Origin of the sequence: Burkholderia sp. Bp9099, assembly GCF_003857805.1 — a bacterium.
Taxonomy (GTDB): Bacteria; Pseudomonadota; Gammaproteobacteria; order Burkholderiales; family Burkholderiaceae; genus Burkholderia.
This window is the reverse complement of record NZ_QTPU01000008.1, coordinates 79,626-91,793: the sequence shown is the minus strand read 5'-3', so window position 1 is coordinate 91,793 and position 12,168 is coordinate 79,626. Positions and strand designations below refer to the sequence as shown.

The 12,168-nt window shown below is 67.7% G+C and carries 12 protein-coding genes and 1 tRNA gene; 5 read left to right on the top strand and 8 right to left on the bottom strand.

Annotated features, from left to right (window positions below; all coding sequences use genetic code 11):
* Positions 1-152: 152 nt before the first annotated feature.
* Positions 153-443, bottom strand: a complete 291-nt coding sequence (locus DIE17_RS10895; protein WP_124520340.1) for a DUF4148 domain-containing protein — start codon at positions 441-443, stop codon at positions 153-155.
* Positions 444-739: 296 nt separating this feature from the next.
* Between DIE17_RS10895 and DIE17_RS10890 the strand changes: the two genes are divergently transcribed.
* A complete protein-coding gene (locus tag DIE17_RS10890) occupies positions 740-988 on the top strand; it encodes a hypothetical protein (RefSeq protein WP_260426194.1) in 249 nt (82 codons plus the stop codon).
* A gap of 83 nt (positions 989-1,071) precedes the next feature.
* Positions 1,072-1,545, top strand: coding sequence for a VOC family protein (locus DIE17_RS10885; protein WP_124645967.1), 474 nt, complete (start codon positions 1,072-1,074; stop codon positions 1,543-1,545).
* 442 nt (positions 1,546-1,987) lie between these two features.
* On the opposite strand, the gene DIE17_RS10880 is transcribed toward DIE17_RS10885, so the two are convergent.
* The 5 genes from DIE17_RS10880 to DIE17_RS37350 form a co-directional block, all read right to left on the bottom strand.
* Positions 1,988-3,283, bottom strand: a complete 1,296-nt coding sequence (locus tag DIE17_RS10880; RefSeq protein ID WP_044848100.1) for an O-acetylhomoserine aminocarboxypropyltransferase/cysteine synthase family protein — start codon at positions 3,281-3,283, stop codon at positions 1,988-1,990.
* A 307-nt stretch (positions 3,284-3,590) separates the two neighbouring features.
* On the bottom strand, positions 3,591-4,406 hold the full coding sequence (locus DIE17_RS10875; protein WP_124645968.1) for a nucleotidyltransferase domain-containing protein: 816 nt from the start codon (positions 4,404-4,406) through the stop codon (positions 3,591-3,593).
* A 55-nt stretch (positions 4,407-4,461) separates the two neighbouring features.
* Positions 4,462-5,685: an RtcB family protein gene (locus tag DIE17_RS10870; RefSeq protein ID WP_124645969.1), complete on the bottom strand. Its 1,224-nt coding sequence runs from the start codon at positions 5,683-5,685 to the stop codon at positions 4,462-4,464.
* Positions 5,686-5,749: 64 nt separating this feature from the next.
* A complete protein-coding gene (locus DIE17_RS10865; RefSeq protein WP_124667656.1) occupies positions 5,750-6,889 on the bottom strand; it encodes a slipin family protein in 1,140 nt (379 codons plus the stop codon).
* Between the two features lie 258 nt (positions 6,890-7,147).
* A tRNA-Cys gene (locus DIE17_RS37350) sits at positions 7,148-7,220 on the bottom strand.
* 337 nt (positions 7,221-7,557) lie between these two features.
* Here DIE17_RS37350 and rtcR point away from each other — a divergent pair.
* Complete coding sequence (gene rtcR, locus DIE17_RS10860) at positions 7,558-9,174, top strand: RNA repair transcriptional activator RtcR (RefSeq protein ID WP_124645971.1); 1,617 nt, start codon at positions 7,558-7,560, stop codon at positions 9,172-9,174.
* A gap of 21 nt (positions 9,175-9,195) precedes the next feature.
* On the opposite strand, the gene DIE17_RS10855 is transcribed toward rtcR, so the two are convergent.
* Both DIE17_RS10855 and DIE17_RS10850 read right to left on the bottom strand, forming a co-directional pair.
* Positions 9,196-9,957, bottom strand: coding sequence for a bifunctional 2-polyprenyl-6-hydroxyphenol methylase/3-demethylubiquinol 3-O-methyltransferase UbiG (locus tag DIE17_RS10855; protein WP_124645972.1), 762 nt, complete (start codon positions 9,955-9,957; stop codon positions 9,196-9,198).
* A 12-nt stretch (positions 9,958-9,969) separates the two neighbouring features.
* The gene (locus tag DIE17_RS10850; RefSeq protein WP_044848096.1) at positions 9,970-10,596 is read right to left on the bottom strand and encodes a LysE family translocator; all 627 of its coding nucleotides are present in this window, start codon (positions 10,594-10,596) and stop codon (positions 9,970-9,972) included.
* A gap of 155 nt (positions 10,597-10,751) precedes the next feature.
* Between DIE17_RS10850 and DIE17_RS10845 the strand changes: the two genes are divergently transcribed.
* Complete coding sequence (locus tag DIE17_RS10845) at positions 10,752-11,552, top strand: helix-turn-helix domain-containing protein (protein WP_124528898.1); 801 nt, start codon at positions 10,752-10,754, stop codon at positions 11,550-11,552.
* 132 nt (positions 11,553-11,684) lie between these two features.
* Entirely contained in the window at positions 11,685-12,104 is a 420-nt protein-coding gene (locus DIE17_RS10840; protein ID WP_124645973.1) for an ATP--cob(I)alamin adenosyltransferase, read from the top strand.
* The last annotated feature ends 64 nt before the right edge of the window (positions 12,105-12,168 follow it).

Sequence of the window (12,168 nt, the reverse complement as noted above, 5' to 3'; positions counted from 1 at the left end):
GGACACTGTCCAGCCGGCAGTGTCGTCTGCCCGATCTTCACCCTCTGCGGTGCCGCGTTCGCACCGCACGGCACGGCCGCACGTTCGCCGCGACCCGGCGGCGCGCGGCACGCTGCCGGCGATCGCCGGGCAGCACCCACGCCTGACTCGCATCAGCGCGTCGCGAGGCTGTCGTGATTGTCGGCCTGTGGCGACTTCTCGCCGGCATGCACCGAGATCCCGTGAAGTTCCTTGTTGCGCGCGATGATCTCGCTGGTCGGCGGGTACTGCGTCTTGCTCGTCGGCACCACGCCGTCGTGCTGCGCCTGCTTGAGTTCGTCGATGACTTCCGCGCGGGTCTTGCCCTGCGTTTGAGTGTGCGTTTGCGCGAAGGCGGCTTGCGAGGCGACGCCGAGCGACAGCGTGGCGGTGACGAACAGGGCTGCGAGTCTTGCCGTTTTCATGAAGCTCTCCTTGATGTGGCCGCCGGGTGGCGATCCATGAGCCCAGTATGCGAAAGCCGCCGAGCGTGACCGTGATCGGCAGATGACAAATGCGTCAGATTGCGGGGCGGGGCGGGGCGTGACGTGCGGGCCCGGCCGACGTGATGCAATCGTCATGTTCGGGTCATGCATGCGATGAGCGGGAAGCGGAGCATCTCGCCTGCCGACGGCCGATAGTGTCGACGGCATGCGCACCGTTCGCCGCACCGGCATGGAGGGCGGACGGTCTCGTTTCGACTTTCATTCCGTACCCGACAGTGGATCGTCCCGCCATTCGCCTGTCGTTGCTAGCCCTGCTGATTGCCCCGTTGGTCGCCGGTTGCGCGTCATCCCGTCCCGAAGCCGGGACGGTCGGATCGTCCGCGCCGAAGGCCGCGCGCGATGCGGTGCCCACCGGCCTGATGCCCGGCGAACAGATCGACCATGCGGGGCATCGGTGCGGCAATCCGAACTTCTACGTGAACACGCATCCGTGCCTGTTCCCGAAGCGCAACGTCACTCCTTGATGCAGTCATATCCCCGCGCCACATGCGCGGCTGTCGACTATAGTTATGCACGAACAGCACCCATCCACGTCGAAGGCGGGCAAATGATCGATCACGTTTACATCTCGGTCACCGACATCGAGAAGTCGCTGATCTTCTACTCCGAAGCCTTGAAGCCACTCGGCTGGAGCGTATTCGGCAACTACGACTCCGCGAATGGCCCGGCGAGCGTCCCCGATCTCTACGGCATCGGCGACGATGTGTACGGCAAGGGAGAGGGGGTTGGATCAAGCATCTGGCTACGCAACGTCAGCCAGGCGAGACCGGGCTTTACCTGGGGATCGTCTGCGATACGAACGAACTCGTCGACGCTGCCTACGCAGCCGCAATCAAGGCCGGCGGCATCGATGAGGGAAGACCGGCGGATCGTACCTACTTCGCCCCCGGCTACTACGCCGCCAACGTCGCCGACCTCGACGGCAACCGTCTCGAGTTCGTACACAAGGCGTGGAACCCCAAGCGACGCTCATAGCAATCCAATGGATGCACGGGAGTCGTCGCGGTTCGTATCGCTTTGAACGATCCCGCACCGGGTAGATGGCTGCTTCGCGAACGTGCGGTTGGCCGAACCGGATCGGCAAGCCACGTCAACGGAATTCCGCAAAGAAGCAAAAAAAGGCCCGGCACTCGCAGTGTCCGGGCCAACGCGTGATCGTGCCGTGCGACAGCGATACGCTTGCGTGGTTCGCAACGGGCATCACCCGTCACGCATTCGATGGTATGCGACGCGATCCATCGCGAACCTGATCGGAAGATGAAATTTTCGTCACGCGCGTATCGGTGCGCGATCGACATTCCGATCAGAAGCGATGGCGTGGTCCGAGATTGACGATTCCTTGCGTAGCCGTAGGCGCCGATGCGGGTGCTGCGACGCACGATGGTTGCATGCCGAACGTGGCCCCAGGCATCGACCGGGGATTGAACACCTTGAAGCGGGCGTGTCGGCACGCCCGCATCGGCTCACAGCTGCGCGAGCGCCTGGTCGAGATCGGCGAGCAGGTCGTCGATGTGCTCGATGCCGATCGACAGCCGTACCGTTTCCTCCTTCACGCCGGCCTTCGCGAGCTCGGCCGGCGACAGCTGGCGGTGCGTCGTCGAGGCCGGATGCGTCGCGAGCGACTTCGTGTCGCCGATGTTGACGAGCCGCGTGAACAGCTTCAGCGCGTCCTGGAACTTCGCGCCGCCGTCGCGTCCGCCCTTCACGCCGAACGTCAGGATGCCGGGCGCGCGGCCCGACAGGTAGCGCGCGACGAGCGCATGATCCGGGTGATCGGGCAGCCCCGCGTAGTTCACCCATTCGACGTGTTCATGGCGCGCGAGATGCTGCGCGATCTTCAGCGCGTTGTCGCTGATGCGCTCGATGCGCAGCGCGAGCGTCTCGATGCCTTGCAGGATCTGGAACGCGTTGAACGGCGAGATCGCCGCGCCCATGTTGCGCAGCGGCACGACGCGCGCGCGGCCGATATATGCGGCCGGCCCGAACGCTTCGGTGTAGACGACACCGTGATAGCTGACGTCGGGCTCGTTGAGCCGCTTGAAGCGGTCCGCGTGCTGCGCCCACGGGAACTTGCCCGAATCGACGATCGCGCCGCCGAGGCTCGTGCCGTGGCCGCCGAGATACTTCGTCAGCGAGTGCACGACGATGTCCGCGCCGTGTTCGAACGGACGCAGCAGGTACGGCGACGGCACCGTGTTGTCCACGATCAGCGGGATACCGTGGCGATGCGCGACTTCCGCGAGCGCGGCGATGTCGGTCACGTTGCCGAGCGGATTGCCGACCGATTCCGCGAAGATCGCCTTCGTGCGCGCGTCGATCAGCGGCTCGAACGACGCGGGGTCGCGCGGATCGGCGAAGCGCGTCGTGATGCCGTATTGCGGCAGCGTATGCGCGAACAGGTTGTAGGTACCGCCGTACAGCGAACTGGCGGACACGATGTTGTCGCCGGCTTCCGCGATCGTCTGGATCGCGTACGTGACGGCCGCCTGGCCCGACGCGAGCGCCAGCGCGCCGATGCCGCCCTCGAGCGCGGCGATCCGCTGTTCGAGCACGTCGGTCGTCGGGTTCATGATCCGCGTGTAGATGTTGCCCTGGACCTTCAGGTCGAACAGGTCTGCGCCGTGCTGCGTGTCGTCGAATGCGTACGCAACGGTCTGGTAGATCGGCACCGCGACCGCGCGCGTGGTCGGGTCGGGGCGATAGCCGCCGTGCACGGCGATGGTTTCGAGGCGCCAGTTCGAAGAGGCCTGATCGGTCATGAGTGCTCCATCTGTTGTTGTCGTGGTCGAGCGATTATAGAAGCAGGTGCGCCGCCGTCCTTAGAACGAATGGTTTGTTGCTTATGGGGCCGCCGCGCATAGAATGCGCTTTTCCTCGGATGAAGGGGGCGCGATGGACCAGGATCAGTGGAACGTCGGTGCGTGAAGTGATGGCGGCGCGTCGGCGCGGCATCGAACCCCGACAACGCGGCGCGTGGCGCCGTAGCGCACGATGCGTGCGACGGTGATCGCGTGCAGGCAGATACGGAACCGGCGCGATGCCCGCGGGCACCGCGCCGCTCGTTCGTCAGCGGGCGTCGACCACGTCGCGCAGGAACGCGTCGAGCATGGCGGCGTCGCCCGATGGCCGCTTGTAGTCGCGATCGTGTTCGGCTTCCGCCAGCATCGTTTCGACGAGCGCGTGGATCGCGGGCCGGCGCGGGCCGGTCTCGCCTTCGTTCGCGCGCATCTTCAACGCGAGCAGCGCATCGAGTTCGTCGCGCACCGCCGGCTCGTGCACGGTGCCGTCGACGAGATCCGCGAAACGCATCGGCGGCATCCCGAGCCCCATGTCGATCCAGCGCACCGCGAGCAGCGGCCGCAGCACGTACAGGTACTTCTTGTAACGCACCGTGTCGCCTTGCAGATAGCCGCGAAAGTTCTTCTTCGCCATCGCGAGGTAGTGATGCCGTCCGCGCATCGGCGAGAAGAACGCCGTGGCGAGCGACCGCAGTCGCGGCGTCCAGCGGGCATCCTCGCGATAGACGACCGGTGACGCGAGCCATTCGAGCAGCGTCGGGTTCGACCGGTGCAGCAGTTGCAGCGCCTTGCGAAGCTCCCAGCCGCTCACGTCGAGTTCGTCGTCGAGCGGCCGCTCGATCACGTCGCGTTGCGGTTCGACGCGCAGGTACCAGTCACGCCGGTGCACGTACACGAAGCGCACGTCGTAGTCGCTGTCCGGCGACGCGAAGCCCCAGCCGCGGCTGCCGGATTCGCACGCGAACAGCACGCTCACGTCGTGGCGGCGTTCGACGTCCGCGAGCTCCGTCATCACGCGGGCCCGTACGGCCGGATCGACCGGATGCGCGCTGCGCACGGTTTTCAATGTCGTTGCCGTTTTCATCGTTATCCTTCCTTTTCATCGAGCGCGGCCGCCCGGCCTTCGGCCGCGCGCCGCGCTATCCTTTCACGCACACCACCTGACGCAGCGTGTGCACCACTTCGACGAGGCTGCGCTGCGCCGCCATCACCGCATCGATGTCCTTGTAGGCCATCGGGATCTCGTCGACGACACCCGCGTCCTTCCGGCATTCGACGCCGCGCGTCGCCTTGACCTGGTCGTCGACCGTGAAGCGGCGCTTCGCTTCGGTCCGGCTCATCGCGCGGCCGGCGCCGTGGCTGCACGAACAGAAGCTCTCCGGATTGCCGAGCCCGCGCACGATGAAGCTCTTCGCGCCCATCGAACCCGGAATGATGCCGAGCTGTCCCTTCTGCGCGGATACGGCTCCCTTGCGCGTGACGAGCACGTCCTCGCCGAAGTGGCGTTCGCGCTGCACGTAGTTGTGGTGGCAGTTCACCGCGTGCTCGTCGACCGCGAACGGTTTCGCGATCGCGCCGCGCGCCGCGCCGATCACCGCGTCCATCATCGCCTGCCGGTTGCGGCGCGCGTAGTCCTGCGCCCAGCCGACCGCTTCGACGTAATCGTCGAAGTGCCGGCTGCCCTCGGTGAAATACGCGAGGTTGCGATCCGGCAGGTTCGCGATGTGCTGCCGCATGTCGGCCTGCGCGAGTTCGATGAACAGGCTGCCGATCGCATTGCCGACGCCGCGCGAGCCGCTGTGCAGCATGAACCACACGCGATCCGCTTCGTCGATACACACCTCGATGAAGTGGTTGCCCGTGCCGAGCGTGCCCAGATGCGCATAGTGGTTCGTCTTCTCCAGCTTCGGATACTTGCCGACGATCCGTTGAAAGCCCGGCAGCAGCGACTTCCACGACTCGGCCACGGCGGCCGGCGTGCGATCGCCCCATGCGCCGGGATCGCGGCGCCCCGGCGCGCGGCCGTGCGGCACCGCGCGTTCGATCGCGCTGCGCAGCCCGCCGAGTGCGTCCGGCAGGTCCGCCGCCGTGAGCGTCGTGCGCGCGGCCATCATCCCGCAGCCGATGTCGACGCCGACCGCGGCCGGGATGATCGCGCCCTTCGTCGGGATCACGCTGCCGATCGTCGAGCCCTTGCCGAGGTGGACGTCCGGCATCACCGCGACGTGCTTGAAGATGAACGGCATCTGCGCGGTGTTGCGCAATTGCGTGCGCGCGTCGTCCTCGACCGCGACGCCTTGCGTCCACATCTTCACCGGCTTGCCGTTCGCCAGTTCCATCACCTGGTAATCGTCATCACGCATTTGCTTCACCCTTCATTCATTCATTCGTCCGGCGCGGCACCCATGCGCCGCGCCGGTTCATCCATCACGCGCCCTTGATGCTGACGAGCCCGTTCAGCACCTGGTCGAGGCCGCCGAACACCGAGATGCGGTCGATCCGTTCCGCGACGCGCTCGAGCGTTTCCAGCTCCTTGAGCCGCAGCGCGGTCGGGTTCTCTTCCATCACCTTCGCGGTGTTCAGCAGCGAGCGAGTCGCCGCCGTTTCCTCGCGGCGGCGGATCACGTTCGCCTGCGCCGCCTTTTCGGCTTCGACCACCTGCGCGAGGATCGTCTTCATGTCGCCCGGCAGCACGATATCCTTCACGCCGACGCTGCGCACGTCCACTCCCGATTGCGCGAGCCGCGTGCGCACCTGGGCGATCACGACGTCGTCGATCGCCTGCTTGTCCTCCAGCAGCTCGTCGAGCGAGCGCGTGCCGACCGCCGCGCGCAGCGCGAACTGCAGTTCGCGATACAGGTGCTCGACCGGCTTCTGCAGCTGGCCGAACGCATGCAGCACGTCCGCATAGCACCACGTCGCCGACAGGTTCAGCCGCAGCGCGACCTTGTCGCGCGTCAGGATTTCCTGGCCGGCGACTTCGAGCGCCTGCAGGCGCAGGTCGACGAGCTCGACCGCGACGTCGCGGTTGAAGCGCCAGAACGCCGCCACCCCCGGATCCAGCAGCCGCTCGATCTTGCCGTCGATCTTCAGCACACCGACGTGATACGCCGGCACCTGCACCAGCAGCACGCCCGCGAGGCCAGCCACGCCGCGCGCGCGCAGCGCCGGTTGCGCGATGCGCTGCGCGAGCGCGGCCGGCAGCATGCTGTCCTGCGCGAGATCGACGCGCGCCAGCCGGTGCGTGATCAGGCCGCGCCAGTACAGCCGGCGCGTGCCGGGCGGCAGGACCTCGACGAGCACGTCGTCTTCGTAACGCAGGCCAGCTTCGTCGTCGGCCAGATCCATCGCGACGAAGTGTTGCGCGAGCACGTCCGGTGCGTCGTGACGCAGGTAGTCGGCCAGCGCCGCGTCGACGAGCGGCGCGTCGAGACGCGCGGTCTGCACCGACAGGCGCTTGAACGGATCGAAGGCCTTGAACACGCCCGGTTCCAGCACCTTCACGAAATCGCCCTCATTCATCAGCAGCGCGCGTTCGTTCTTTTTCACCACATGACGCTTCCACATATTCTTGTCCTTTTCTTCAATGGCCGCCGGGCGACACGCATCGCACGGATCGGGGTGCGACGCGATCGGGCGGGCGGCGCGTGGGTCCGGCGCGGCTGCACGCGGCGACGCATCCTGCATCGCGTCGTCGAGCGCATTCGCGCGGGCCGTCCGGCCGCCCGGCCGATCGCGCGGAACCGCAACCGGTCCGACGCGCGGCGGGCCTGTCGGCCCGCACCGGCGGGTACTGCTTCTCTCGATAGACCGTCCTTGCGGACAGCGTTCGGACGGGATTCGAACCCGCCACACACCGGCTTGCGCCGGCTGCTCCACCTGAATGAGCTTCCGAACAGTGGGCGCCCCGGGATTCGAACCCGGACCAGGCTGCCTCGCGCGCCCCTTTGCCTTCGTCTGTCCATGGCGGCATGCGCTGCCGCGACGAACGAGGTTCGGCGGCGGCGCACCAGCAGGGCTTGGTGAACCCTGGCTCGCGGGCCAGCGGGACATCCGGCGCCTTCTATTGAGCGAGGAGCGTGCCAGCGGGCGCGTCAGGTGGTTGGAAAATCGATCAAGTATTTGAAGGGAAAGAACAATTTGTGAATTTCCGTTGGCCGCTCGGGAACGCGCGTCGCATCGCATCGTCATCGAATCCGATACAATCGGATCGCTTCTTATCCCATGAGATAAACATGCGCAAGACCGTCGCCATCGGCTTTCTCGGCACCGTGCTCGACCAGGGCGGCCGCGCGCCGCGTCGTTACCGCAAGTGGCGGCCGACCGTCTCGCTGTGCCTGCAGCCGGACCTCTCGATCGACCGGCTCGAATTGCTGCATCCGCCGGGCTACACGCGGCTCGCCAACCAGGTGCGCGACGATCTCGCGCAGCTGTCGCCGCATACCGACGTGCGGCTCACGCCGGTCACGATCCACGACCCGTGGGATTTCGAGGAGGTCTACGCGACGCTGCACGACTTTGCGCGCGCGTATCCGTTCGACCTCGAGCACGAGGATTACCTGATTCACATCACGACCGGCACGCACGTCGCGCAGATCTGCTGGTTCCTGCTCGCGGAAGCGCGCTACCTGCCCGCGCGCCTCGTGCAGACGGGGCCGCCGAAGCAGACCGACGAAGGGCCGAGCGGGCCGGGCACGGTGTCGGTGATCGATCTCGACCTGTCGCGCTACAACCGGATCGCGCAGCGCTTCACTCGCGAGCGCGACGAAACCGTGTCGTTCCTGAAGGCCGGTATCGCGACGCGCAACGCGCGCTTCAACGCGCTGATCGAACAGCTGGAGCGGGTGGCGGTGCGCTCGCGCGCGCCGATGCTGCTCGTCGGGCCGACGGGCGCCGGCAAGTCGTTTCTCGCGAAACGCGTGTACGAACTGAAGCGCGGCCGGCATCGGCTCGCGGGGCCGTTCATCGAGATCAACTGCGCGACGCTGCGCGGCGACGCGGCGATGTCGACGCTGTTCGGCCACGTGAAGGGCGCGTTCACCGGCGCGCAGTCCGCGCGCGCGGGCTTGCTGCGCGCTGCGGACGGCGGCCTGCTGTTTCTCGACGAGATCGGCGAACTCGGGCTCGACGAGCAGGCGATGCTGCTGAAGGCGATCGAGGAGAAGCGCTTCCTGCCGGTCGGTGCGGACGTCGAGGCGACCAGCGATTTCGAGCTGATCGCGGGCACGCACCGCGATTTGCGGCAGATGGTGGCGGCCGGCACGTTCCGCGAGGATCTGTATGCGCGGATCAACCTGTGGACCTACGAACTGCCGGGGCTGGCCGAGCGGCGCGAGGACATCGAGCCGAACCTCGAATTCGAACTCGATCGTTTCGGTCGCGAGCAGGGCGAGCGGGTACGGTTCAACGTGGAGGCGAAGCGGCGCTATCTCGCGTTCGCGGCGTCGCCGCGCGCGGCATGGGCCGGCAATTTCCGCGAGTTGTCCGCATCGGTCACACGAATGGCGACGCTTGCCGATGCGGGGCGGATCACCGAGGCGATTGCCGAGCAGGAGGTCGAGCGGCTGACGCGCACGTGGTCGTCGCCGGGCGGTGCAGGCGCGTCGGAGGGATACGTCGACGCGGTGTTCGGCGTGCGCGCGGCCGAGCTCGACCTGTTCGACCGCGCGCAGCTCGAACGTGTGCTCGACGTGTGCCGCGTCTCGGCGAGTTTGTCGGAGGCGGGCCGCGCGCTGTTCGCGGTGTCGCGCCAGAGCAAGAAGCAGCCGAACGATGCGGACCGGTTGCGCAAGTATCTGGCGCGGTTCGGACTCGACTGGGAGGGCGTGCGGGACGCGCTGGGCGCGCGGTAGTCGAGCGGGGTATACAACCGCTCACGCTCGGCAGATCGCGATGATCTCCGCGCTGGCCGCGTCGTCGAACGGCGCACCGTTCCAGTCTCCGCACCAGTCGGCGGACGAGAAGCCGGCGGCCGCGACACGCGCCTGCAGGTCGGGTTGCGCGATGAAGCGCAGCCGGCTCGCGTTCTTCACTTGCGTATCGTCGCGATGAAAGCGGTAGACCGTGTCGAACGACACGATCGGACCGTCGACCGCGGTCACCGCATGATGGAGTTCGACGCTGCCGAATTCGGGCGAATCGATGCGGGTGGCCGACGCCGCCGGAGTCCAGCAGAGCCACGGCTCGACACGCGGATTGCGGGTCTCGAACAGGAAGCGCCCGCCGTCGGCCAGCACGCGCCGCACGCCGCACAGTGTCGCGTCGATCTCCGCGTCGGTCAGCAGGCACTGGAACGCGTGCCCGGTCATCACGACGGCATCGAACGGCGCGCCGGGCGGCAGGCCGCCGAGATCGCACGCGAGCCAGCGCACCGCGCCGGCGCCCGGCTGGCGTCGCGCATGGTCGATCATCGCGGGTGCGGGGTCGATCGCGACGACGTCGTGTCCGGCCGCCGCAAGCCGGCGCGCGAACGTGCCGGTGCCGCAGCCGAGATCGAGAATCCGTTGCCGCGCGGTGCCGAGGCGCGATGCGTAGAACGCGAAGTCGCGGTCCCCCGCGTTGAACCGGTCGTAGACCGCGACGAGGCGCGGATCGGTATAGAGGATTTCGCCGGCAGCCGCCGCGTCGGACGTCACGCGAAACCCGCGTCAGCGCTGCTGCACCGCGACGCGCAGCCCGAGCGCGATGAAGATCGAGCCGATGATCTTTCCCTGCCAGCGCGTGAGCCACGCGAGCCGCTTCACGACGCGGCCGAGCGGGCGGATCGAGCATGCGATCAGCGTCGTATAGAGCGAGCTGAGCACGACGAAGATCAGCCCGAGCACCGCGAACTGAACGAACGTCGAGCCGCGTTCCGGATGCACGAACTGCGGCATGAACGCGAGGAAGAACAGCGCGGTCTTCGGATTCAGCACTTCGGCGGGAATCGCCTGCAGGTACGCCGTCAGCGGCGTGACGGGCGGCACCTTCGGCAGCGACGGATCGGACGGCCCGTCGAGCAGCGCGCGCACGCCGAGGTAGATGAGGTAAGCGGCGCCGACCAGCTTCACGACGTTGAACGCGAGCGCCGACGTCATTAGCAGCGCCGACAGCCCGACGGCGGCAAACAGCGTATGCACGAAGTCGCCGCTCGCGACGCCGAGGCCGGTCAGGATGCCGGTCTTGCGGCCGCCCTGCACGGTGCGGCTCAGCACGAGCAGCACGGCGGGGCCCGGGATCAGGAACAGGCCCAGGACGACGGCGGTGAAGGTGGCCAGCGTGGTCAGGTCGAACATGGCGGCTCCGGCAAGGTTGGCGAGGCGGCGAGGGATCGACGCATTGTATTCGGATCGGCCGGCCGGGAACCGCGCGGCCGCGCCGGCGCCTTTCTGGTATAAGCACGAAAGGCCGCGCGGGCACGCCGTCCGGCCGCTTTCGACACCATCGCTCCATGCGCGACCTGCCACCCGTTACCGACCCCGCTGCCGACGCCGACGTCTATCACGTGCCGCGGCCGCTCGTCGTGTTCGGCGGCTCGGTCGTCGAGCCCGAATGGCGGCTCGAACGGCACAGCCATCCGCAGGCGCAACTGCTGTACACGCTGAGCGGCGTCATCTATTGCGAGATCGACGGCGGCGTGTGGAGCGCACCGCCGCAATGCACGGTGTGGATTCCGGGCGGCGTCACGCATTCGGCGCGCGGTTCGGCCGGCGCGACGTTCTACGCGGTGCTGGTGGAGCCCGATGCGGCGCCCGGCCTGCCGGCGCGCTGCTGCACGCTGGGCATGTCGCCGCTGTTGCGCGAACTGCTGCTGAAGGCCGCGAGCTTCCCGAGCCTGTACGACGTCGACGGTCCGCAGGGGCGGCTGATGGCGACGCTGCTCGACGAACTCGTCGCGGCGCCGGTCGAGGACCTGTATCTGCCGATGCCGGCCGACCGCCGGCTGCGCAGGCTGATCGATCACCTGCTCGACGACCCGGCCGACAAGTCGCCGCTGCCCGAACTCGCGCGCCGCGCCGGCGTCAGCGAGCGCAGCCTCACGCGGCTCGCCGCGAAGGAACTCGGCATGAGCCTCGGCGACTGGCGCCGGCGGCTGCACGTCGCGCTGTCGCTGCGGATGCTGACGGCGGGCCGCCGCGTGCACCAGATCGCGATCGACCTCGGCTACGAGAGCGCGAGCAGCTTCGTGACGATGTTCCGCAAGGCGACCGGCAAATCGCCGACCCAATACCTGACCGACCGGCAGCGCTGACCGTGCCGTGCTGAGCCGGCCGGATCGGCACGCGCGCGCTTGGCCGGATCGAACAAGCGGTTGGCCGGCACGAGAAATGACGGGACGGGCGTCGCCCCCTAACATGAGAATCATTCTCATCTGGAGGCCGACATGCAGATCGTCACGACTGAATTCCCGTTGGTGTGGTTGCGTTACGCGCGTTCGCCGTCGAGCGATCCCGCGCACCTGCTGGCCGAGCTCGACGCATTGCTCGCGCGCCGCGAACGTTTCGTGTTCCTGACCGACGATGCCCCGTTCGGCGACGATCGCGATGCGCAGGATCACGAGATGCGCAAGCAGCTCGCGAAATGGAGCAAGGCGCATCGCGCGCAATCGCGCGAATGGATTCCCGCGATGATCGCGGTCGAGCCCGACGCGCAGCGGCGCGCTGCACTCGATGCGTTCTCGGCCGCGTTCGAGAAGGTCTGGGGTTATCCGTTGAACGCGGCGGCCAATCGTGACGAGGCGCTCGCGCTGGCACGGCAGCTGCTCGCCGCGCCGGCCCGCGCGGCCACGGCCACGCGCGACTGAACCGGTCGCCGCGCCGGCGGCGCGGCTCGCTCACTGACAGGCATGCGCCGCGTCGTGTTCGCGC